We start from the raw sequence: 22910 nt of genomic DNA on the forward strand, positions 1-22910 counted from the left end.
ACATTTAACGTGATCGATTTTTAGCTGTAAGAGAAGTTACTAAATTTTCGACCTTTTTGTTATGATGGTTCGAAGATTAAAAATGAGATGGGAAAGTAAATGACGACGCTAAAAAACGATCGTTTTCTGCGGGCCTTATTGCGTGAGCCGGTAGATACCACACCAGTTTGGATGATGCGTCAAGCAGGACGTTATTTGCCTGAATATCGTGAAACACGTGCCAAAGCAGGCGATTTCCTTTCCCTGTGCAAAAACAACGATTTTGCCTGTGAAGTGACCTTACAACCTTTGCATCGTTATGATTTGGACGCTGCCATTCTGTTTTCAGACATTTTAACCGTGCCCGATGCTTTGGGGCTGGGGCTATATTTTGAAGCCGGGGAAGGTCCAAAGTTTCATAAAACCATCCGCACGGAGCAAGATGTTGCCAGTTTGCCCAATTTTAATGCCAAATCCGACCTTGATTATGTGATGAATGCTGTAAGCACCATTCGTTCGGCATTGGGTGGACAAGTGCCATTAATCGGTTTTTCAGGGAGTCCGTGGACACTGGCTACGTATATGGTGGAAGGCGGTTCAAGCAAGGATTTCCGTTACACCAAACAGATGATGTATGCCCAGCCGGAAGTGTTGCACGCTTTGCTGGACCGCTTGGCGATTGCTGTGATTGATTATTTAAATGCGCAAATTGATGCCGGGGCGCAGGCGGTACAGATTTTTGACAGCTGGGGTGGTGCGCTGGCACATCGTGAATATATCGAATTTTCACTGAATTACATGCAAAAAATTGTTGCCGGTTTAAAACGTGAAAAAGATGGGCGTAAAGTTCCGGTCATTTTATTCACCAAAGGCGGCGGTCAGTGGCTTGAGCCTATGGTGGCCACTGGTGCCGACGCGTTTGGACTGGACTGGACCACACCTTTGAATGTCGCCCGCCAAACCGTAAATGGTCGTGCTGCATTACAGGGTAACCTCGATCCGGCCACCTTATATGGCACGCCAGCGTCGATTGAAAAAGCCACCAAAGCCATGCTGGATGATGCTTATGCGCATGGTGAGAAAACCGGTTATGTGGCCAACCTGGGCCATGGCATTACCCAGTGGGTAGATCCTGCGAATCCTAAAGTGTTTATTGATACGGTGCATGAATATAGCGCCAAATATTTATAAATAGATGTGAGTTCACTCAGTTTTTAGGATTCAACCTTGATCAGTTTTTTTAAATCATGTTTTGAGTTCTCATTTAAGGCAGCTTCGGCTGCCTTATTTGGGATATTGCTGCTGATTGCTTTTGCACTTAGTGCATCTATGGGGAGCCAGGAGTTTTACGGCTTTTTCCGGTATGATTACTTATTGTTCTATGCCTTAATCATTCAGGCCTGTTTGCTGTATTTAAAACTGGAATCCTGGGCCGAAGCCAAGGTTATTGCCTTGTTCCATATTTTGGCCATGGGCATGGAAATTTTTCTGACCCATCCGCAAATCGCATCTTGGCAATATCCCCAGCCGGCAGTGTTTAAAATACTGACGGTTCCTTTATTTGCAGGCTTTATGTATTCGGCGGTAGGCAGTTTTTTTGCACGTTCACTCAGGCTGTATCAGGTGTCATTTGAGAAATTGCCGGGTTTTAGCAACATGCTGGCTTTGGCGGTGCTGTCCTATATCAACTTCATGAGCAAGTTTTTTGTTCCCGATATCCGCCTGTTGCTTTTCGCCTGGAGTGTGATCATTTTCTGGAAAACCAAAATTCGCTTCCAGTTACAGCAACATCAGATTCAGTTACCGATGTTAGCCGTATTGATTGTATTGGCGTTTATTATCTGGATTGCGGAAAATATCAGTACCTTTAATAAAATCTGGCTCTATCCCAGTCAGGTCGAGACTTGGCATATGGTCGGTTGGGGCAAGATGGGTTCCTGGTATTTGCTGCTGCTTTTGAGTCTGGTTTTGGTGCTAAAAATACTGGGTAATCGCAGCAAAGATGGGGTATGGACTTTAAAAACCAAATAATTTCAATAGCTTGTATGTTGAAGAATAACTTTAGTAGAAATTGCTTTGCGTTATCAGAAAGTTGCAGCTATCTTACAGAGGTGTAATAAAATTTACACAACTGTGAAGAATTAGAACGCTTGAATAATAAATTTGGAGAATAACCATGTTGAAAAAATTAGCTTTAGCTGCAGTGGTTGCACTTGGTTCTACCGCGGCATTTGCAGATCGAGATGCAGGTTGTGGTATCGGTTCTCAAGTCTGGGCAGGTCAATCCGGTAAGGTGCCTAAAATTCTTGCTGCAACGACCAATGGCCTTTTTGCCAACCAATTATTCGGTATTACTTTTGGTACGCTGGGGTGTAGCGGTACAGGTACGGTGACGGCTCAAGCGGTGACTTTTACCAATGAAAATGCTGAATCTTTGGCCCGTGACATGGCTGTGGGTGAGGGGGAAAGTCTAAATGTACTGGCTGAACTTTTAAACATTAAAGCGCAAGACAAAGCCCGTTTCTTTGCGGTTTCTAAACAAAACTTCGCTCAAATTTATTCTGCAGAAAATCACGATTCACTTCAGGTACTTGCTTCTTTGCAAGCAGTGATGGCTAAAGATGAAGTGCTGAAAGCCTACGTATAATTGAATGTCCCAAAACCCTGTCAGTCTGACGGGGTTTTTTCTTATTTTACCTTTCTTCTTGAATAAAAGATAAATACCCAATTTGCATGAAATCACTTGCGTTCGTTTTTGCTTTAAGCTCTTCCACCATTGCCTATTCAGCAACGACTGTTCAAACTGCTCAAGCTTACATTGCTCAGCCCTACATAGAACGTGCAGACCAACAACAACTAGACCAGGACATCACCTGGCAAAGACTGATGTATGCTGATAAAAAAGGACAAAGTGAAGTCAGCTATGCAGCTTATTTTTTATCAAACAACGGGAAGGCAGATTTAAAGCAGGAATTACACGCCAATATCCAGACCTTGTTTCAACCCGCAGCGCCGAATCAATCAGTACGTTGCCGTTTTCCTGCACGCAGTCAGTGGTTAATGCAGCAACTCAATCTTTCAGCACAGCAATTACCAGAAGTCACTTGTCCGGAACTGGACGACTGGATTGGACAGATCAAGCCCTATAAAGCAACCCTCATCTATGCCACCGACTTTATGGGCAATCCCAGTTCCATGTTTGGGCATACCTTGTTGCGTCTGGACCCTAAAGATCAAAAACAGCTGAATTTAGTGTCTTATGCGGTGAATTATGCGGCAACAGTCACCAATGGCGAAGGCTGGGCTTTTGCATGGAATGGCCTGACCGGGCAGTATCCGGGTGAATATTCCTTAATGCCTTATTACCGCAAGGTAAAAGAATATGGCGATCTGGAAAGCCGTGATTTGTGGGAATATGAACTCAGCTTGACCCCCGATGAAACCCGGTTTTTAGTGCAGCATATCTGGGAAATGAAACATGTCAGTTTCCCTTATTACTTTGTGGGTGATAACTGTGCCTATCGCTTATTGGGTTTAATTGACCTGGTTCGTCCACAGCTGAATTTAAAACAACAGTTTAAAGTTGCAGCCATTCCGGTGGAAACCATTAAGGCCATAGAGCGGCAAGGTTTGGTGAAAGAGACAGTTTACCGGCCCGCTTTGGAAACCCAGCTCTTAGCGCAAGCCAGACAGCATGGTAAAAAGCTGGCTCAAGTGGCGCATCAAGTCGCTTTTACTGCAACAGTAGAGATGTCTAAGCACATAGAATCTTATAACGACTTCGATAAAGCCAAGATTTTAGAAATGGCCTATGACGATTTATATCTGCAATTGATTGGACGTAAAGTTGAACCAGGTTTTGCCCAGCCACGCTTGCGCCAGCTATTGAGTATGCGTAGTGAAATAGATCTGGAAAAACAGCGCCAGCAACCGCAACGCCCTAAAGTAGACCCCACTCAAGCGCATGATGCCCGTCATTTTTCGGTCAATCTGGGTGAGGTGCAGGGTAAGAAGTTTGTCGAGCTGGGACATCGTCAGGCTTATCATGACCTGATTGATCCGCAAGGGGGCTTTAGGACCGGAACACAGTTGCTTTTTTGGCAGGGCTCAATCCAGTATCGTGATGATAAGTTGAAACTGGAGCACTTTGATTTTTTGAATGTGAATTCCTATAACCCGATAACGCCATTTAAAACGCCACTCAGCTGGGGTTTTAACCTGGGCTGGAAGCAGGAATCGCTAGCTCAAAATGGCCGATTCAGTGAGCATGAGCAGCATGGCCTTGCCCATTTACAGGTTCAGATGGGCTATAGCTATGCAGACCCGGAGCGTGAGCATGTGTGCTATATGCAGCTGCAAAACCATATACAGGCTGGCAAGGCGTTAGAGCAGGGCTGGCATGTCGGGATGGGACCTACCATAGGCTGCCAGAATATCTGGTCAGATAAAATCAATAGCTTAATACAAGTTGAATTACCTTATTGGCAAGATTCGAAGCAATGGCAGCTTAAACTGGATAGCCACCTGCAATATGTCCTGAATCATCAAAATGCGATTCGTTTCAGTTGGCAATACCAACAACAAGACCATAAGGACTGGATGAAAACCAGTCTGGGATATGTACGGTTTTTTTAGTAGCTTATAAGAAATTTATTTTTTCTCACTATTTATGAAAAACATCGAATAGTTCACAACGTTATTTTGTAAAAATTTGTTATATTATTCACCTAAAAATCTCCCTCATATTCTCAAGGTGCTGGAATCAATAGTATGAATACTGAAAGCATTGCCACGCTTGCTGCACAATGGAAGTCGGTTTGTCAGGGCTTTTCAACAACTGATTTAAATGACACCTTTCAATTTATTCAGGCGCATTCCCAGACACTGGTCTATGAGTTTTATAAAAATATCATGCAGGAAAAGGAAGCCTCCTATTTCTTATCTGATGATATGGTGCAAAACCGTTTAAAAACCACGCTGAATCAATGGTTAATCGATTGCTTTAATGTGCCGCTACAGCAGAACTTTATCGAGATTGTCGAAAAGCAGCTGATGGTCGGCAAAGTGCATGCACGTATCGGCATTCCATCCTGGCTGATTATGCGGGGTATCGGTGAAATTGAAAAGAAAGTCTTTTTGCTTCAGACCGAGCAGGTACAAGAAAACAGTCTGCTGATTGCAGCGTATATTGTACAGATACTGGGTTTTGCTTCGGAAATTATGTGCCGCTCCTATGAAGTTAATCTGGAAAAAAATAATGATATAAAACATACCTATCGTTTATTTTCAGCCATGCAGGATGTAGCCTCGCAAAAGGACAAGCAGCGCAGCTCGTTATTGGACTGGGAAAATGAGCTGATGTTTAAGGTATTTTCGAATGAGCCGAAATTTACGCATCCCTTGCTGTCCAAATCTGAATTTGGCTTATGGTTTATCCATAAAGCCGCTTATGCATTTACCGGGTCTGAGCAGGTTTCGGTTATTATTGACCGTATTCACCAGATTGATCTGCTCAGCCAGCACGTTTTGAATGCAGCTGAAAGAGAGCAGGCCATTCAGCTCATCCAGCATATTCGTGAAAACAACAGGGAGATTCAGCATCTGGTCGATCAGCTGTTTCAGGTGGCTGACTATATCGACTCGGGCAGTGATTCCCTCACTCAACTGCTCAATCGGCGCTATTTGCATACCATTGTTTCGCGGGAGATTAATTTTTCCCGTAAAAATAATACGCCTCTGTCTTTGCTGGCCATAGATGCCGACTACTTTAAGCGGATTAATGACAAATTCGGCCATGCAGCCGGTGATTCGGCTTTAAAGTTTATTGGTGAAGTGCTGCTCGATTCCATTAAGGGCAGTGATTATGCCTTCCGCGTGGGTGGAGAAGAGTTTTTATTGCTGCTGGTGGACAGTGATCTGGTTCGGGCACAAGAGATTGCAGAAAAGGTCCGTAGCCGGATTCAGGAAACCACCATTCGTACCAGCATGGGCATCAGTTTTAATTTTACCGTCAGTATTGGCTGTGCACTGTATGATGGTCATCCTGACTATCAGCGTTTCTTGGATGCGGCAGATGCAGCGCTTTATGCGGCAAAAAACAATGGCCGAAACTGCATTCAGGTCACCAAGCAGGCAGCTAAGGCTTAATCTGGAAAAATCAAATCGATGAATAAAAAACTCCTTTAAGCTTAGGGAGTTTTTTGGAGATTTTAGGCAGATGTCTATTCTGTGAAATTCAGGCTTCGACAATCACGTAGTATTTTTTCACGGCTTCAACCACTTCGAAACTTCCCGCAAAGCCTGGCGGAATAATCCCGGCATTTCCGGCGCTCACTTCAATATAAGTTCCAGTCGCTTGGTTGTGGATACGAACCACACCTTCAATCACTTGAAAGAATTCCTGTTTGTTGTCGGCAAACTGAATGTTCCAGCAGCCCACTTCACAGTGCCAGATGCCACAGTCCATATTGGGATGTTCATACAGGCTATACGTTTCACGTTGAGGATTACCTTGCACCAAACGGTCAGGGCGGGGGTAATCAATTGATTTTTCAGCCTGCGTTAAACCTTGTCCGGCTAACCAAAGTTGCGACATGAGCGATCCTTAAATGTATATACTTCAATCAGGTGCTTTAAAGTCTTATAGACTCTAACCTCACATAAAAAAAGCCTCAACAGATCTTGAGGCTTTTTTTTAGCATGAAATTAATAGCTTTCAGGTACAGCCGCTAGAAATTCACGACGTTCCTCTTTATTGGTTTTAAAATCGCCCACAAAAGACACGGTACGGGTGGTGGATTCCTGTTTGCCTACACCGCGCATCATCATGCACATATGTGCAGAGTCAATCATTACCGCAACACCGCGTGCTTTGGTCACTTCAGCCACTGCTTCTGCAATTTGCTGGGTCAGGTTTTCCTGGATTTGCAAACGGCGCGCAAACATTTCAGTAATACGGGCAAATTTGGATAAACCCAATACCTGGCCTTCAGGTAAATACGCAATATGTACACGGCCATAGAACGGCAGTAAATGATGTTCGCAGAGTGAGTAGAATTCGATATTTTTGACCAGGACCATTTCACGGTTGTCAGAGGGGAAGACCGCACTATTGGTCACTTCTTCCAGAGTTTTGCTATATCCAGACGTTAAATACGAAAAAGCTTTAGCAGCACGCATTGGCGTATCTTTTAGACCAGGACGATTAAGATCTTCACCAACGGCAGTTAAAATGTTGGCGTAGGATTGCTGCATAGACATAAGACGTGTTCACTTACACTGATATTGAACAAGGACGGCATTGTAGCAGAAAACCGCTACAATGCCCTGTTTTAGTGAAAAATTCCGATTACTGTTTGAATTTTGGGTTCTTTTCGCTTCGTTTGAGCAGAACCAGAACCGCACCTGTGCCGCCTTGCTTTTCAGGCGCACTGACAAAGGCCAAAACATCACGGTGCTGGCGCAGCCAGCCGTTGACATAGGTTTTTAAAATCGCTTCTGGACCTTTGCCGTGCACAATCTTAATCACGTTCTGATTTTCATCTTTGGCCATTTGAATAATTTGCAGTACCGCAACACGTGCTTCTTCTACAGTACAGCCATGCAAGTCAACCGCCTCAAACCAGCGCAGGTTGCCTGCTTTTAAATCTTCAAAGACTTTGTGTTGCAACGTTGCAATGCGATAGCTTAATGTGGCCTGGCTGGCCACGGGATTCAGCATGGCTTGGGTATCGGACAGTTCGGTCGCATCGGTTTGCATAGGGCCGGTCGCAGCTGCACGTTTCGCTAAGGTTTGTGCATCCGGTTTTTTCTTTGAGGCTTTTTCAAGTTTGGCAATGTTGCTGGTGTCCATTTTCTTGACACCTTGCATTTGCTTTTGAAAAAGTGCGAAGTCATCTTCCTGCTCTTGTTCAGCAGCCTTTTGCACAGGCGCAGGCTGCTTCGCAATATTCGAGGAATGCGGATGAGTGATTTGCTTTTTAAAAGATTTCAGTAAATTGTACTGATCTTTCGAAAGCGAAGAATCATGTTTACTCATAATCTCTAATATTCATTCAATCGTTACAGGCTGACCAAACAATGCAGTAAAGGCTTGATCTGGACGAGGCTGTTTCATAAAACTTTCACCCACAAGGAAGGCATGAATATCATGTTCTTGCATCATGTGGACATCATCTGGTGTGGCAATGCCGCTTTCAGTCACCAATAAGCGTGAAGGCTCAAGCAATTTCTTTAAACGCAATGATGTGTTCAAGTCGACATCAAAAGTTTTTAAATTGCGGTTGTTTACACCCAGCAAGCAACGTTCTGAAAGTCGTAAAGCACGTTCCAGCTCATCTTCATCGTGTACTTCAACCAGTACATCCAGATTAAGTTCGAATGCAGTTTTAGACATTTCTTCCAGTTGCTGGTCAGACAGGCAAGCCACAATTAAAAGAATACAGTCTGCATGCAGGGCACGTGCTTCAATCACGCCATAAGGGTCAATCAGGAAATCCTTACGTAATGCCGGCAGGGCACAGTGCGAACGGGCAATCTGGATATTTTCGTCTGCACCCTGGAAAAAGTCCACATCTGTCAGTACAGACAGGCAAGCTGCGCCTGCCTGTTCATACTGCTGGGCAATTTCAGCAGGATTAAAATTCTCACGAATCACGCCTTTAGAAGGAGAGGCTTTCTTGATTTCAGCGATCACACCCGGGCGTTTACTTTGTAAAGATTGTGCAAAACCACGCACAGGTGTTGCCGCCTGAGCCAGTTCTTCCACATCTTTATAGCTGTGTTGCTTAAGACGAGCAGCAAATTCTTGCTGTTTGCGATCCACAATTTTGCCTAAAATTGTATTTGCGATATCTACCATGATCTTTGTCCTACTGTCTTAAGCTTCGTATTCTTTTAACGTTTTTGTATATTCAGACAAAATGCCCATCTTTTCTAAAGCTTGCCCGCCATAAATAATGTCATGTGCCAATGCGACACCCTGTTTATAGCTATTGGTCAAACCTGAGACGTAGATGCCTGCACCGGCATTCAGTGCCACCATATTGGCCGCTTTTTCACCCAGAGCCGATTTTTTCTTGCCTAAGGCATCTTTAATAAGTGCCAAACTTTCAGCTGCGCTATCTACAGAAAGGCCGGTCAAGGTTTGTGATTCAATATCGACGGCTTCGGGTTGAATTTCCCATTCGGTAATTTCACTGTCTTTCAGTTCAGCCACATAAGTGGAAGAGGCCAGACTGATTTCATCCAGACCATCTTTAGAATGCACCACCATTACATGTTCTGCCCCTAGCTGTTTGAGTACCTCAGCCATTGGACGGCAAAGTTCAGTCGAGAATACGCCAATCACAAAACGTTTCACCCCGGCCGGATTGGTGAGCGGGCCAAGCAGGTTGAAAATACTGCGAAAGCCGAGTTCTTTACGTGGACCAGCAGCGTATTTCATGGCTTTGTGATGATTGGGTGCAAACAGGAAACCGACCCCCATTTCACGGATACAGCGTTCAGTTTGCTGCATATTCAGGTCAAGGTTGATGCCTGCCTGTTCAAGCAGGTCAGAAGAACCGGACTTAGATGACACACCGCGGCCGCCATGTTTGGCAATGGTTGCACCTGCCGCTGCAATGACAAAACTTGATGCAGTTGACACGTTAAACAGGTTTTGTCCGTCGCCACCCGTACCTACAATATCGACCAGGTGAGGTAAGTCACTGACATCAATTTTGATGGCAAACTCACGCATGACACGAGCAGCGGCAGTAATTTCATCAATACTTTCGCCTTTTAAGCGAAGTCCCATCATCAAGGCACCAATTTGCGCATCGGTTGCTTCACCTTGCATGATGGTACGCATCACTTCTTCCATTTGCGGTTGAGTGAGTTCGATATTTTTAGTGATGTTATTTAAAGCTTGTTGAATATTCATAGTCTTTGTAGCACTCGTTATGCGTAAATTTCTAAAAAGTTTTTGAAGATTTGATGACCGTATTCACTCAGAATGGATTCCGGATGGAACTGCACGCCTTCGACCGGCAATGTCTTATGTTTCACGCCCATGATTTCTTCCATGGAGCCATCTTCTTCATTGGTCCAGCAGGTCACTTCCAGGCATTCCGGCAAGGTTGCCTGATCAATCACCAGGGAATGATAGCGCGTTGCCGAAAATGGAGAAGGCAGATTGCTGAAAATCCCTTTGTTGCTGTGATACATGTCCGATAAGCGGCCATGCATGACTTTTTTGGCGCGAATCACATCTCCACCAAAAGCTTGACCAATACTTTGATGTCCCAAACACACGCCTAGTAAAGGAATTTTGCCGGCAAAGTGCTGGATTGCAGGAATGGAAATGCCTGCTTCGCTTGGTGAACACGGGCCGGGACCAATGACGAGATACTTCGGTTGCCATCGCTCGATATCTTCCAATGTCACGGCATCATTACGGACTACTTTTACTTCCTGATTTAACTCGCCAAAATACTGCACGATGTTGTAGGTAAAAGAGTCATAGTTGTCGATCATTAAAAGCATGAGCTAACCTATTGAAATTTGCGCACGTATATGTGCTCGAATAGTCCAAGAATACTCGCATGATTCGGATTTTCACTGCTTGGTCCAGGTTGAACTAAGGGCAGCAAAATGGCTAAAAAATGGAGTGTGAATAATCATAGCAAAAAATAAACATTTTCGGCTGAACTATTTCCATGATAATGATTTTATAGAAATCACTATATGAGAATAATCTGATTTATTTGCATTTTATGGTGGAGAAAATTCATTCAAGACAAGCTTAATCATGGAAGGCTACTGTGAAAATAGGCTACAGATGAAAGATCACTTTCAACACTTCATATTTAGGATTTAATTTATTTTGGTAATAAACCATCTAAAAGTAAGTGAAAGCTACTTAAATTTTACCTCATTGAAGTTTGGCTTCATAAAAAACCATAAATCACTTAAAATCAGATTTAGGGGTTGTCACCAAAATGGCGCAGAGTATTTCATGCTGTCGATAGTCTGAAATATCTGCAGTTTAAAAGTTGGAAAATAAAAAACATATGAATAATAATGAGATATGTTTGATTTTGAGTTTAAGTGGTTTTCTGCTTCAACGCGACAATATCAAAAATATTCCATAATGAAATCATTAACATGACAGAAAACAAATTATTAAGAATTTATTTTAAGCGGAGCTGATGGATATTCAGGCAAACCGCAGCCAGAACAGGAGCTTTTTAAGCTAGAGACAGTAAGCATGCACCAATTTGATACATTAAAAGCCACTTTTCAAGTAAATGTGATTATGAGTGTTTGAATATGGTGCATTTAGATTTACACACAGTATAATAGCAACAAAGCAAAAGGCTCAAATCTTCTATTCTGATAAAGAATTCAGTATTTTAGCTTTGCTTTTTTAAAGTTGGTACGAGAATTGCTTTATAGACACCAACTACTAACACGCACTTAGCAGGTGCAACAAAAAATCATCGGAGCAAAATGAGCATGGCGAACAAGGTCCTTCAACTCATCCAAGAAAGTGGCGCAAAATGGGTCGATTTTCGCTTTACTGATACTAAGGGTAAAGAGCAGCACGTAACTTACCCTGCAGATACAATCGACGAAGATACTTTTGAAGACGGTAAAATGTTTGACGGTTCTTCAATTGCTGGTTGGAAAGGCATTGAAGCTTCTGACATGATCTTGCGTCCAGACGCTGAAACATGTTTCCTTGACCCGTTCTTCGCTGAAGCTACAGTTGTGGTAACTTGTGACGTAATCGAGCCATCTACTGGTCAAGGTTATGAACGTGACCCACGCTCAATTGCTCGCCGTGCAGAAGAATACCTAAAATCAACTGGTATTGGTGATACAGCATTCTTTGGTCCAGAACCAGAATTCTTCGTATTTGACGAAGTAAAATGGGACATCGATATGTCTGGCGCACGCCACACATTAATCGCTGAAGAAGCTGCCTGGTCTACTGGTAACAGCTATGAATCAGGTAACTCTGGTCACCGTCCACGTGTTAAAGGCGGTTACTTCCCGGTTCCTCCTGTAGATTCTCATCAAGATATGCGTGCCGATATGTGTGCCCGCATTGAAGACATCATGGGCCCAGGCCGTGTAGAAGTACATCACCACGAAGTTGCATCTTGCCAGTTAGAAATTGGTGTGAGCTTCAACACGATGGTTCGTAAAGCTGACGAAGTACAACAGTTCAAATATGCGGTTTGGAACGTTGCTCACCAATACGCTAAAACTGCGACTTTCATGCCTAAACCAATGGTAGGTGATAACGGTTCTGGTATGCACGTTCACATGTCAATCTCTAAAGATGGCAAGAACCTGTTTGCTGGTGATGAATATGCAGGCCTTTCTGAAATGGCATTGTACTTCATCGGTGGTATCATCAAGCACGCTCGTTCATTGAACGCGATCACTAACCCGTCTACTAACTCGTATAAACGTTTAGTACCACATTTCGAAGCACCGATCATGCTTGCTTACTCAGCACGCAACCGTTCAGCTTCTATCCGTATTCCTTACGTATCTAGCCCTAAAGGCAAGCGTATTGAAGCACGTTTCCCAGATCCAATGATGAACCCGTACTTAGGTTTCGCTGCATTGTTGATGGCTGGTCTTGACGGTATTCAAAACAAGATTCACCCAGGTGAAGCTGCTGACAAGAACCTGTATGATCTTCCTCCTGAAGAAGAAGCTAAAATCCCTACAGTGGCTCACAGCCTGGATATGGCGCTTGAAGCTCTTGCAGCGGATCACGATTACCTGCTTAAAGGTGGCGTGTTCACTAAAGAAATGCTGGATGCCTATATCGAACTTAAAACTGAAGAAGTACGTCGTCTGAACACGACTACTCACCCAGTTGAATTCGACATGTACTACAGCCTGTAATTCATATTCGAATTTAGGTTCAAGAAAAACCCGCGCTTGTCGCGGGTTTTTTGTATTATGGGATGAAGATTTACAAGAGTCCTCCATTTATGGCAAAGCCACGTAAAAAACAGACCAGCTTTTATCCTTGGATTGATCCGCTTGATCATGACAAGGGATTTAAAATGAATTTCTCGACTGTGGAATATCTGGAAGTAGGCCGTACTGTGGAAGGTTATAAGCAGGCTGAGTTTGTCGGTCTTAAAAATCCTGAATTGGCTCTGGATTATGCTTATCCTGAAAGCTTTTATTTTAGTGCCGAAGGCATGATTTTAATTAAGACTCCGCAGGGAAAATTTGAAGTCATTGCCAAAACAGACAACTGTTAAACCAAAATTTCATTTTAAATTAAATGATAACAAGTAAACTCAAATCTTCTGAAGATCATTTAAACTGTGTATAAATTTTCATATTTTTAAGAGCTTTATGGTTATGCGTGAACCGCGTGCATACGCAAATCAAAATACAATTGTTTTACCTGCATTAAAGCCCTGGTTATATGCTTCAGGTTCACTGACACAACAATTAACCGATTTGGCGGGTGGGGTATTCAAGGTCCAGCCCATTGAAGAGCATTATCAACGTTTAAGCCGGGTAGATAGCCGCTGGATGAACATGCCGCATCAGCATACCTCCTGGGTACGTGAAAGCTATTTATATGGCTGTGAAGCGCAGCCCTGGGTCAAGGCGAAAAGTATTTTTCCCATATTAAGCTTGCAGCGTCGGGCGCGACTTTTTAAGCATATCGGTAAAAAACCGATCGGATGGTTTTTATTTCAGCGCACCAATCCAGATTGCGAGCGCCGTGTCATTCTGCTGGAAGATGGCTGGACGCGGCAAAGTTGTTATACTTGGCATGGTTGTAAATTTATTGTGCAGGAAACTTTTTTACCTGCATTTGAGCAATTTATTCAACAAAAAATTAAACAGTAACCTGGTTAAGGATTGTCATGGCAACTGCGCATCAAATTACCTGGCGTGAACGTCTGGAAGCTTATTATTATCTTTGCCGTTTTGATAAGCCGATTGGTACAGAACTGGTTTTTTGGCCCACCATGTGGGCGTTATGGATTGCCAATCAGGGTATGCCATCCATCAGCATTCTGATTCCCATGATTTTGGGTACCATTTTTATGCGGGCGGCAGGTTGTGCCATTAATGATTTTGCTGACCGTAAAGTCGATGCTCATGTGGAGCGAACCAAAACCCGTCCACTGGCGACCGGAATAATCAGTGCTCAAGAAGCGATATATGTATTTATGGCCCTGGTGGCTGCCAGTGCCTGCATGCTGTTTTTCTTGCCAATAGAAACCTTTTACTGGTCATTTGGGGCGTTGTTCCTGGCGTTTATCTATCCCTTTATGAAACGCTATACCCATTTGCCGCAAGTGTTTTTGGGGGCGGCATTTTCCTGGTCCATTCCAATGGCCTATACGGCGGTGGGGCAGACACCGGATTTAACCTGCTGGCTTTTGTACTTTGGCAATCTGGCCTGGACCGTGGCTTATGATACCCAATATGCCATTACCGACCGTGAATATGATTTAAAGATCGGGGTGAAGTCGACAGCGATTTTATTCGGTAAATATGACATTGAGATTATTTCTTTATTGCAAGTCATCAGTCTTGTATTGATTGCGACGGCGCTGTATCTGGAAAATCTGTTGATGCCATTTGGTTTAATCGCATTGCTCTGTGTGGCAGCTGATTTTATCTATCAATGGAGTAAGACCCGTGATCGCGATCCACAGCGCTGTTTCTGGGCATTTCGCCATAATCGCTGGGTAGGTGTCATAATTTTTGCCGGAATTTTCCTTGCCTTGTTTTAGCGATTATTTGAAATAAAAATTGCTATAAAAAGTGTCCATGGGGGAACTGCTGCCCCATAGTTGACGACCAGCTGTTGGACTCGCGAGTGTGGCAGGGATGCCACACATTCTCCATCACGACAGGATGTTGTGTATGGAGAATATAGACTTTTGCCTACTTTTGGTCTGTCAAAAGTAGGGTTTAGCCTACACAAAGCCACTTAAACTTTTAAAGAAAAGACAAGGCTATGAAAAAATAAATATCAAACACTTAGAAGTAATAGATCATCATATTAATATAGTGCTGAAATAAAATTTAAATTATGAAACTGCACTCTCCATACGGATACTTTTTAGTATGGGTAAAGATCAGTTGCAGCATCAGCCCAATTGAATTTGCATCTTTAGTTCCCGGGTAATGAACTGGAGTGCGGCATTTTTTGAATTTTTCCTGAAACTGGCATACAGCTGGAGGGTCGGAAGCTCGAATTCGGTCGCCACCACCTGGACATGATCACCTAAAAATTTCAGTAGATATTCCGGAACGAAACTAAAGCCCAAGCCCATATTGATCATGTTGATATGTTGCAGGACATTGGTCACCCAGAGCATCTGATGATGCGGCAGGTGCTTGAGCTGCAATTGTTGATTGATCTTTTCATAGAACACCGGTGATGCACTTTGTTCACACATGATGATGTTCTGTTTGCTCAGGTATTCACGGTTAATCTGATGTTTGGAAGGATGGAGTTTCTCTGCCGCCACGACATAAATTTTTTCAGTCAGTAAGCACAGGTTTTCATAATCATCATGCTGCACGGCGTAACGGGTAAAGGTCAGGTCGAGCTCTGCATTCTTTAGGCGCTGAATCTGTTCAATGCAGGTCAGGCTTTGTACATGAATGTGCAGATCTGGAATTTGCTGCTTGAGTTTGTCTAGAATTAAGGGCATGACCTTCAGTTCTGCCACATTTAAAAAGCCAATATAAATCTGGTTGTTTTTATTGTAGGCGACCTGACGTGCAGCAGAGATAGCGAGCTGGGCATTTTCCAGCGCATTCTGTGCATAAGGTAAAAAGGCTTCACCTTCATCAGTTAGACGGATTTTTTTAGCAGAGCGGTCAAACAATAATACCCCAACTTCTTCTTCCAGGTCTTTAATCTGCTGGCTTAATGAAGGCTGTGCGATAAACATTTTTTCGGCCGCCTTGGTGAAACTGCCTTGCTGAACTACGCTGATAAAATATCTTAAATGACGTAATTCCATAATTCACCACACCTATAAACCCGATTGCACAGTCTCTTTCTGAGCTGATGCCGCAAATCAGATTATGAAATGTGGCAGACCTAAAAACTATGCAACCATAGTTTAAGTCTATGGGTGTTCTGCAAAATAACGTGGTTGCATACACTGAGATCAGACAGCTGAAGGGTGACATTGAAAAGGAGTAGCTGATGTCTGAGCAATTTGATACGGATGTGCTGGTGGTGGGAACAGGTCCTGCGGGATCAACCTTGGGACTGGCACTGGCCAATTATGGTATTAAAGTCCAGCTTTTTACCCAGTTTAGCTGGCTAGCCAACAGTCCACGTGCACATATTACCAATCAGCGGGCCATGGAAGTGTTGCGCGATCTGGGCGTAGAAGAACAGGTCAAGCAGATTGCCACGCCTTGGGAGCAGATGGGGGAAAGCCTGATTACCACCAGCCTGGTTGGGGAAGAAATTGCCCGTCTGAGCGCCTGGGGTACCGGTGATGAACGGCATGGCGATTATATCAAGGGTAGTCCCTGCCCATTGGTAGATCTGATCCAGCCGAAAATGGAAGCATTGTTAGCAAAAAATGCTGCTGAACGCGGTGCGATTTATAACTTTAATACCGAATATCTATCTCATACGCAGGATGAACACGGTGTGACGGCAACTTTTTTAAACCGGATTACTAATAGCGAGTTTAGCTTGCGTGCCAAATATCTGGTGGGTATGGATGGCGCACGTTCTAAAATTGTCGAGCAGTTAAATCTGCCGCTGGAAGGTGTCATGGCACGTGCCGGTACCGTGTATGTGACCTTCAAGGCAGATTTAAGCCAATACGTGCAGCATCGCCCGGCCATCCTGCAATGGATTGTTAATCCCGAAGCCAGTTTTGGTGACCTGGGCATGGGTCTGTTGCGCGCCATTACCCCATGGAATGAGTGGATCATGGGCTGGGGATTTGACATTTCCAAAGGTGAGCCACAAGTGACCGAGGAACAGGTTCGTGCCCGCCTGAATGCTTTTGTCGGAGCTGAAGTTGCAGAAGTAGACATCCAAAAACTGTCGTATTGGTATGTGAATCAGACCTGGGCGACAGAGTATTCCAAAGGTCGTGTGTTCTGTGGTGGTGATGCCGTACACCGTCATCCACCATCCAGCGGTTTAGGCTCGAATACCTGCATGCAGGATGCCTTTAACCTCAGCTGGAAACTGGCCTATGCGGTGAAAGGTTGGAGCAAAGAAAGCTTGCTGGATTCTTATACGCGTGAGCGTGCACCTGTGGGCAAACAGATAGTTGCCCGTGCCAATCAGTCCCGTTTTGACTATAAGCATCTGAAAGATGTCTTTGGCTTTGATGAGGGGGTCACGACACAGGCGGCGATGTTGCAGCGAATTTTCGCTGAAGATGACGCGGGTGCCGAGATTCGTCAAAAATTATTCCAGGCGCTCGAGATCAAGCATTTCGAATTTAATGCCCAAGGGGTGGAGCTGAATCAGCGTTATGATTCAAATGCTGTGATTGCCGAGGCGACAGCGGAAACCTTTATGCAGGATCCGCAGCTTTACTTGCAGGCAACGACACGTCCGGGAGCAAAAGTACCGCATACCTGGCTGATTAATGCCAAAGGACAGAAGCAATCAACGCTGGATATCGTAGGACAGGGCCGTTTCACCTTGTTGACTGGACTGTCTGGTACAGGCTGGAAAAACGCGGTACATGCCCTGAATTTGCCTTATCTGGACATAATTCAGATTGGTTCCCGTGAATACCGTGATGTTTACGGAACCTGGAACCATAAATCTGAAATCCATGAAGCGGGTGCTGTACTGGTACGTCCGGATGGTTATGTGGCTTGGCGGATGCAAGATAAGCCTGAAGCAGGCTTTAATTATCTAAAAACCTTGCGAGAAGTATTAGAGAGCATTCAGCTTGCTGTCTGACTTTGATGGGTTTTGACGAAAAAAAGCCGGTTTCGACCGGCTTTTTGATGCGAGTTTACAAAGTAGGCGAATGATCTGTTGAGACAGCACAGGGTTTTGTTATAGTGGGCAGGAAAATTTAGTGTATATAGATTGACAGGTATTGATTATGTCGCAGTCAGGCGCGAAACCAAATCCCAAGAAGATGATTATTCTGATGAGCCTGGGTTTGCTTATCCCGATTTTTCTGGTCTCTATGGCTTATCTGGCAGTCAGTAGCGACGAGAAAAACCAGCAAAAATACAAGCAGCAGCAGGCTGAAATGCTGGAGCGGATCAAAGCTCGAGAAGCAGCTGAGCAGGCTGCTTCTAGCGCTACCGTAGAGCCGTCTGAACAGCAAGCTAGCAAATAATTGAACGATTTATATTGAATCAGGCCACCGTAGCATGCGGTGGCTTTTTTATGCCGAAATGGAATTAATTTAAAATGTCTTTTTTTAAGTTATGGACACTTGGAATATCGATATAGCGATAGACCTGATAGCCTGCTTCGTTCAGCATGGCATCACGCTCGGCATCTTCCTGTTCCTTGCCTAGATGGCTGGGATCGTCCAGTTCAATAATCGCGACCACTTCGAGCTTTTGATTGAGTAAAACGAAGTCGGTGACTTTACGGTTGAACTTGTTGCGTATCTTAAAGTTGTCATTGGTGATTAATGCGCTAAAAGCAACCTGAGCCAAAATATGATGCTGCGGAAAAGCTTCTTTCAGCCGGATAAACATTTTGCTTTCAAAAGGCGTGATCACGCGCTTTGGAAAAAACTTCTGCCGTGGTTTGAACAGTTGCTGAAAAATAATGGTCAGCAAGGCGAGCGTGGCAATGCAACCAATAAGGAAAAAAGTGGCTTGGCTTGAATTGAACACAATAAAATCTTGATATAAGAAAAAACCCACTCTGTTGAGTGGGTTTTTAGAATTTGGCTCTCCAACCTGGGCTCGACCCAGGGACCTGCGGATTAACAGTCCGTCGCTCTACCGACTGAGCTATTGGAGAATCTGGTACGCATTCTATGTATCTCAGCTTAATGGGTCAAGGGCTGAGGGTTAAAAAAGCCATGAAAATGAATTGAATGTCTTAAAAATAAGCTTTTTACCGATTATTTAAGTGCTTTTATCTGGTCTATATAATTTTCTCTACTTTGTAAGGGGTGTGCTTTACGGCATTCATTGATCAATTCCATCAGCTCGGCTTGGGTGAGCTCGGGCTTAAGCTGTTGCTGAATATGTTTTAAAACCTCCGGGTTCTTTTGCGATAAATTACGGGTGCAATGAAACAGGCGTTCATACATGAGCGCGGAAGCCTGCTTTTTATTTTCAGAATTTTGACTGCATTGAAACACCGCGAACATGACAACAATCAAAATAATCCAGAAAATGAGAGATTTTAACCAGGTTGCATTCATGGCAGTTTATTAGAATATTTTTATTCAGATTAACATAACGAAATTTTAACCGGCGAACAATAGATAGGTGAATGGTCTACAATTTACAAGCGGGCTGTTTAAGGCAGGTATTTAAAAAATAGGGTTGAGATAAGCAGTGAATGGAAATGCAGGATATAAAAAAAGCCCACTGCATGATGAGTGGGCTTTTTAGAATCTTGGCTCTTCCACCTGGGCTCGAACCAGGGACCTGCGGATTAACAGTCCGTCGCTCTACCGACTGAGCTATGGAAGAATAGATGGCTCTCCAACCTGGGCTCGAACCAGGGACCTGCGGATTAACAGTCCGTCGCTCTACCGACTGAGCTATGGAAGAATAGATGGCTCTCCAACCTGGGCTCGAACCAGGGACCTGCGGATTAACAGTCCGTCGCTCTACCGACTGAGCTATTGGAGAATCTGATGCGCATTTTAGGGATGAAAACTAAAGTCGTCAACAAGATAATGTAAAGAAATGAATTATTTGCTTTATTAATATGCGTTTGGGTCCTGAAAATAAAAAAATCACCCATAAAGGGTGATTTTTTAAGCGAAAAATAAAAAATATTTTATTTCTTATTTTTCAACGCCAGCGGCTTGACCAGCATATTTAGCATTTGCGTAATCCCAGTTTACCAAGCTTTCCAGGAAAGTTTTGATGTAAGCAGGACGTGCATTGCGGAAGTCGATGTAGTAAGCGTGTTCCCAAACGTCAATAGTCAACACAGCAACTTTACCATGAGCAAGTGGAGTGTCGGCATTCGAAGTTTTAAGGATAGATAAGTTACCATTTACTTCATCAGCAACCAACCAAGCCCAGCCTGAACCGAATTGAGTAGTTGCAGCAGCAGCGAATTCTTCAGCAAATTTTTCATAAGAACCGAAAGCTTCATCAATTTTAGCCGCTAAAGCACCAGTCGCTTTACCACCACCATTTTTAGCCATACAGTTCCAGTAGAATGTATGGTTCCAAACTTGAGCCGCGTTGTTGAACACGCCAACTTTAGCAGCATCACCAGCAGATGCTTTAATGATTTCTTCTAAAGTTTTGCCTTCAAGGTCTGTGCCTTTGATCAGGTTATTCAAGTTTACAACGTAAGTGTTGTGGTGTTTGTCGTGATGGTATTCTAAAGTTTCTTTGCTGATGTGCGGAGCAAGATCTTCATAACCGTATGGAAGTGCCGGTAAAGTAATCGTTGTCATGTCTTTAATTCCTTGCATTTTGCTGGGTTTTAACATTAAGTCGCTTTATTGTAATAGATTCTTGAGGGAAATTGCGCATTGCTTATAAATAACAATACAGAATAAAGCCTCAATTTATACGTATAAAGAAAATGTTAAACCGTCATTAAATTAAATCGGATTGTTTAATTCAGAGTAACTATACTCAATATCGAACTGTTCTGAAATAGCTTTTGCCAGACGTTGAACGCCATAACGTTCGGTGGCATGATGGCCGCAGGCATAGTAATGCACATTCAGTTCTTTGGCTTCATAATAGGTACGTTCACTGACTTCACCGGAAATATAGGCATCGCAATTTTGCGCAGCTGCTTTGCCAATAAAATCCTGAGCGCCACCGGTGCAATAAGCCACTTTCTGAATGCTGGTTTTTTCCGCGGGAAGATGGATGGCGTTAAAATTTAAACGTTCAGACACATACTGTTTAAAGTCTTCAGCAGACATGGCGTTTTTTAAATAACCAATATTGCCAATCGGGTTGCGTTCAGCTGGATCTAAAGCCTCAATATTTTCTAAAGCTAAAATGTCGGCAATGGCGGCATTATTGCCTAAAGTCGGGTGGCTATCTAAAGGCAAATGATAGCCGACCAGTGAGATATCATGCTGAATCAGGCTTTTAATACGTTTACCGCGCATGCCGGTAATCGGGTAGGGTTCACCTTTCCAGAAATAGCCATGATGAACCAGCAGTAAATCGGCACCTTGTGCAATGGCAGCCTCAATTGCATCCTGAGATGCCGTAACAGCGCACAAAATTCTGCCAATCTCCGGTTTGCCTTCTATTTGCAAGCCATTTGGTGCATAGTCTTTAAATTCGTGTGATTTCAGGGTTTGATCACACCACTGAATAATTTCATGGAGCTTTGCCATAAATTTCTCAAAAGCCTTAATATTGAATATCATCAAAACATATTTTGAATTGTAACTAAAGCAGCACAAAACTCTGAATTATTTTTAAGTTTCCTGCTGTATTTCATTTTACAATGGCAGATAAATTACTTAGTCATCAACGAATTAAAATATTGTTAGAGGAAATTACCGTGCGTCGCACCTTTTCATGGTTACCCTGGGTTTTACTTGTTTTAGTCACTCTCGGTTTTCTTGTCTGGCAACATTCTCAGAAGCCGCAAGCCCCTGTTGCCTCTGACGGTATAAAAATGCCCAGAGAAAAAGTCGAGCCTTTAGTCAATACCAACAGGGCGGGTGCCGTCGAATCTTACAGTAATGCCGTGAAGGTGGCGGCTCCTGCGGTGGTGAATATTTTCACTACCCAGAAGGTGAATAAAGCAGAACATCCTTTGTTGAATGATCCGGCTTTTCGCGAGTTTTTTGGCGATCAGGTCCCTGAACAGTTCGATCAGGAGCAAAATGAAAACAGCCTGGGCTCGGGGGTGATTGTGCGTTCAGATGGCTATATCTTGACGAACAACCATGTCATTGCTCAGGCTGAACAGATTGTGGTGGGCTTGAATGATGGACGCCGTGCAGTCGCTAAAGTGATTGGCACAGACCCGGATTCCGATCTGGCGGTGATTAAGATTGAACTCGACAAGCTTCCGGTTTTGCCTTTTAAACTCAGCGGCAATGAAGTCGGGGATGTGGTGCTTGCCATTGGTAACCCGTTCGGTGTAGGGCAAACGGTTACTCAAGGGATTATTTCTGCCACCAACCGTTCAGATTTGGGCATTAATACCTATGAAGACTTCATTCAAACAGATGCCGCGATTAATCCCGGAAACTCGGGTGGGGCACTGATTGACGTGGCGGGTAATCTGATTGGCGTGAATACGGCTATTTTCTCTCAATCGGGTGGTTCATTGGGAATTGGCTTTGCCATTCCTGCGAAAGTATGCCAGCAAATTCTCAATTCAATTCTGAAAGATGGTCGCGTGGTTCGTGGCTGGTTGGGTATTAGCCTCATGCCAGTGCAACAGGATAATATTCTTGAACCTAAGCAGACTGGTGTTGTCGTTGCGGACGTGCTTCCTCACGGTCCAGCAGCCAAAGCGGGAATTAAAAAGGGTGATAAAATTATCCAGGTCAATGGAGAGCAGATTACTTCAGCTTCCCACTTGATTAATTATGTGGCTTTACAAGCGCCGAATAGCACCATTAAAGTTGAAGTGGTTCGAGATGAACAACCATTAACCCTGAATGTGGTGGTGACTGAACGTAAAGCACAGAATAATAATTCACAGTATATTCCTTTACCTCAGCAATAAAACAATTGTGATATTGATCCATGTTGATATGGATTGATGAGTAGAAAGCGCATTT

Annotated in this window: 23 protein-coding genes and 4 tRNA genes; 12 read left to right on the plus strand and 15 right to left on the minus strand. The window is 43.7% G+C overall.

From position 1 onward, the window contains the following. Positions 1 to 99 precede the first annotated feature (99 nt). The 5 genes from hemE (at position 100) to H4I94_RS05745 (ending at position 6126) form a co-directional block, all read left to right on the plus strand. Entirely contained in the window at positions 100 to 1170 is a 1071-nt protein-coding gene (gene hemE, locus H4I94_RS05725; RefSeq protein WP_261182233.1) for a uroporphyrinogen decarboxylase, read from the plus strand. 39 nt (positions 1171 to 1209) lie between these two features. Beyond that, a complete protein-coding gene (locus H4I94_RS05730; RefSeq protein WP_171259700.1) occupies positions 1210 to 2010 on the plus strand; it encodes a DUF817 family protein in 801 nt (266 codons plus the stop codon). Between the two features lie 145 nt (positions 2011 to 2155). After that, entirely contained in the window at positions 2156 to 2626 is a 471-nt protein-coding gene (locus H4I94_RS05735; protein WP_092819898.1) for a DUF3015 family protein, read from the plus strand. An 86-nt stretch (positions 2627 to 2712) separates the two neighbouring features. Further along, a complete protein-coding gene (locus H4I94_RS05740; protein ID WP_261182236.1) occupies positions 2713 to 4614 on the plus strand; it encodes a DUF4105 domain-containing protein in 1902 nt (633 codons plus the stop codon). Positions 4615 to 4749: 135 nt separating this feature from the next. Then, positions 4750 to 6126: a diguanylate cyclase gene (locus tag H4I94_RS05745; protein WP_261182240.1), complete on the plus strand. Its 1377-nt coding sequence runs from the start codon at positions 4750 to 4752 to the stop codon at positions 6124 to 6126. Positions 6127 to 6214: 88 nt separating this feature from the next. Here the strand turns inward: H4I94_RS05745 and H4I94_RS05750 are convergent, their stop codons facing one another. The 6 genes from H4I94_RS05750 to H4I94_RS05775 all read right to left on the minus strand — a co-directional run bounded on the left by H4I94_RS05750 (position 6215) and on the right by H4I94_RS05775 (position 10506). Beyond that, positions 6215 to 6574 carry a cupin domain-containing protein gene (locus H4I94_RS05750; protein ID WP_131273240.1) on the minus strand — a complete coding sequence of 120 codons (360 nt, stop codon included), beginning with the start codon at positions 6572 to 6574 and terminating at the stop codon, positions 6215 to 6217. Positions 6575 to 6684: 110 nt separating this feature from the next. Beyond that, positions 6685 to 7233, minus strand: a complete 549-nt coding sequence (folE, locus tag H4I94_RS05755) for a GTP cyclohydrolase I FolE (protein WP_171259699.1) — start codon at positions 7231 to 7233, stop codon at positions 6685 to 6687. A 94-nt stretch (positions 7234 to 7327) separates the two neighbouring features. Then, positions 7328 to 8017, minus strand: coding sequence for a Smr/MutS family protein (locus tag H4I94_RS05760; protein ID WP_092819893.1), 690 nt, complete (start codon positions 8015 to 8017; stop codon positions 7328 to 7330). Between the two features lie 12 nt (positions 8018 to 8029). After that, positions 8030 to 8839, minus strand: coding sequence for an indole-3-glycerol phosphate synthase TrpC (gene trpC / locus H4I94_RS05765; RefSeq protein WP_261182247.1), 810 nt, complete (start codon positions 8837 to 8839; stop codon positions 8030 to 8032). An 18-nt stretch (positions 8840 to 8857) separates the two neighbouring features. Next, the gene (trpD, locus tag H4I94_RS05770) at positions 8858 to 9904 is read right to left on the minus strand and encodes an anthranilate phosphoribosyltransferase (protein ID WP_261182252.1); all 1047 of its coding nucleotides are present in this window, start codon (positions 9902 to 9904) and stop codon (positions 8858 to 8860) included. A gap of 17 nt (positions 9905 to 9921) precedes the next feature. Beyond that, a complete protein-coding gene (locus tag H4I94_RS05775) occupies positions 9922 to 10506 on the minus strand; it encodes an anthranilate synthase component II (RefSeq protein WP_261182255.1) in 585 nt (194 codons plus the stop codon). A 966-nt stretch (positions 10507 to 11472) separates the two neighbouring features. On the opposite strand from H4I94_RS05775, the gene glnA reads away from it, so the two are divergent. The 4 genes from glnA to ubiA all read left to right on the plus strand — a co-directional run bounded on the left by glnA (position 11473) and on the right by ubiA (position 14756). Beyond that, positions 11473 to 12888 carry a type I glutamate--ammonia ligase gene (glnA, locus tag H4I94_RS05780; protein ID WP_261182258.1) on the plus strand — a complete coding sequence of 472 codons (1416 nt, stop codon included), beginning with the start codon at positions 11473 to 11475 and terminating at the stop codon, positions 12886 to 12888. Positions 12889 to 12977: 89 nt separating this feature from the next. Then, on the plus strand, positions 12978 to 13256 hold the full coding sequence (locus H4I94_RS05785) for a hypothetical protein (RefSeq protein ID WP_261182259.1): 279 nt from the start codon (positions 12978 to 12980) through the stop codon (positions 13254 to 13256). 103 nt (positions 13257 to 13359) lie between these two features. Further along, positions 13360 to 13860 (plus strand): chorismate--pyruvate lyase family protein, encoded by a 501-nt coding sequence (locus H4I94_RS05790; RefSeq protein ID WP_261182262.1) that lies wholly within the window; start codon positions 13360 to 13362, stop codon positions 13858 to 13860. Positions 13861 to 13877: 17 nt separating this feature from the next. Further along, a complete protein-coding gene (gene ubiA / locus H4I94_RS05795; protein ID WP_261182264.1) occupies positions 13878 to 14756 on the plus strand; it encodes a 4-hydroxybenzoate octaprenyltransferase in 879 nt (292 codons plus the stop codon). Positions 14757 to 15116: 360 nt separating this feature from the next. Here ubiA and H4I94_RS05800 read toward each other — a convergent pair whose 3' ends face one another. Continuing rightward, the gene (locus tag H4I94_RS05800; protein WP_261182267.1) at positions 15117 to 16001 is read right to left on the minus strand and encodes a LysR family transcriptional regulator; all 885 of its coding nucleotides are present in this window, start codon (positions 15999 to 16001) and stop codon (positions 15117 to 15119) included. A gap of 188 nt (positions 16002 to 16189) precedes the next feature. Between H4I94_RS05800 and H4I94_RS05805 the strand changes: the two genes are divergently transcribed. Both H4I94_RS05805 and H4I94_RS05810 read left to right on the plus strand, forming a co-directional pair. Beyond that, the gene (locus H4I94_RS05805) at positions 16190 to 17932 is read left to right on the plus strand and encodes an FAD-dependent monooxygenase (protein WP_261182270.1); all 1743 of its coding nucleotides are present in this window, start codon (positions 16190 to 16192) and stop codon (positions 17930 to 17932) included. Positions 17933 to 18080: 148 nt separating this feature from the next. Further along, positions 18081 to 18323: a hypothetical protein gene (locus H4I94_RS05810; RefSeq protein ID WP_092819884.1), complete on the plus strand. Its 243-nt coding sequence runs from the start codon at positions 18081 to 18083 to the stop codon at positions 18321 to 18323. 64 nt (positions 18324 to 18387) lie between these two features. Here the strand turns inward: H4I94_RS05810 and H4I94_RS05815 are convergent, their stop codons facing one another. From H4I94_RS05815 to H4I94_RS05850, 8 genes are all read right to left on the minus strand, one after another. Continuing rightward, positions 18388 to 18834: a DUF2726 domain-containing protein gene (locus tag H4I94_RS05815; protein ID WP_131273234.1), complete on the minus strand. Its 447-nt coding sequence runs from the start codon at positions 18832 to 18834 to the stop codon at positions 18388 to 18390. Positions 18835 to 18888: 54 nt separating this feature from the next. Beyond that, positions 18889 to 18964 (minus strand) — tRNA-Asn (locus tag H4I94_RS05820). Between the two features lie 103 nt (positions 18965 to 19067). Next, positions 19068 to 19319, minus strand: coding sequence for a hypothetical protein (locus H4I94_RS05825; RefSeq protein ID WP_261182274.1), 252 nt, complete (start codon positions 19317 to 19319; stop codon positions 19068 to 19070). Between the two features lie 252 nt (positions 19320 to 19571). Next, a tRNA-Asn gene (locus tag H4I94_RS05830) sits at positions 19572 to 19647 on the minus strand. Between the two features lie 5 nt (positions 19648 to 19652). Next, positions 19653 to 19728 (minus strand) — tRNA-Asn (locus H4I94_RS05835). Between the two features lie 5 nt (positions 19729 to 19733). After that, positions 19734 to 19809: transfer RNA gene (locus tag H4I94_RS05840), tRNA-Asn, on the minus strand. A 158-nt stretch (positions 19810 to 19967) separates the two neighbouring features. Then, positions 19968 to 20594 (minus strand): superoxide dismutase, encoded by a 627-nt coding sequence (locus tag H4I94_RS05845; protein WP_086195136.1) that lies wholly within the window; start codon positions 20592 to 20594, stop codon positions 19968 to 19970. Positions 20595 to 20744: 150 nt separating this feature from the next. Continuing rightward, the gene (locus H4I94_RS05850; RefSeq protein ID WP_261182276.1) at positions 20745 to 21503 is read right to left on the minus strand and encodes a Nif3-like dinuclear metal center hexameric protein; all 759 of its coding nucleotides are present in this window, start codon (positions 21501 to 21503) and stop codon (positions 20745 to 20747) included. A gap of 170 nt (positions 21504 to 21673) precedes the next feature. On the opposite strand from H4I94_RS05850, the gene H4I94_RS05855 reads away from it, so the two are divergent. Further along, a complete protein-coding gene (locus tag H4I94_RS05855) occupies positions 21674 to 22855 on the plus strand; it encodes a S1C family serine protease (protein WP_092819881.1) in 1182 nt (393 codons plus the stop codon). Positions 22856 to 22910 lie beyond the last annotated feature (55 nt).

The sequence above is a fragment of the Acinetobacter sp. T_3_1 genome (genome assembly GCF_025377055.1).
Classification (GTDB): domain Bacteria; phylum Pseudomonadota; class Gammaproteobacteria; order Pseudomonadales; family Moraxellaceae; genus Acinetobacter; species Acinetobacter kookii.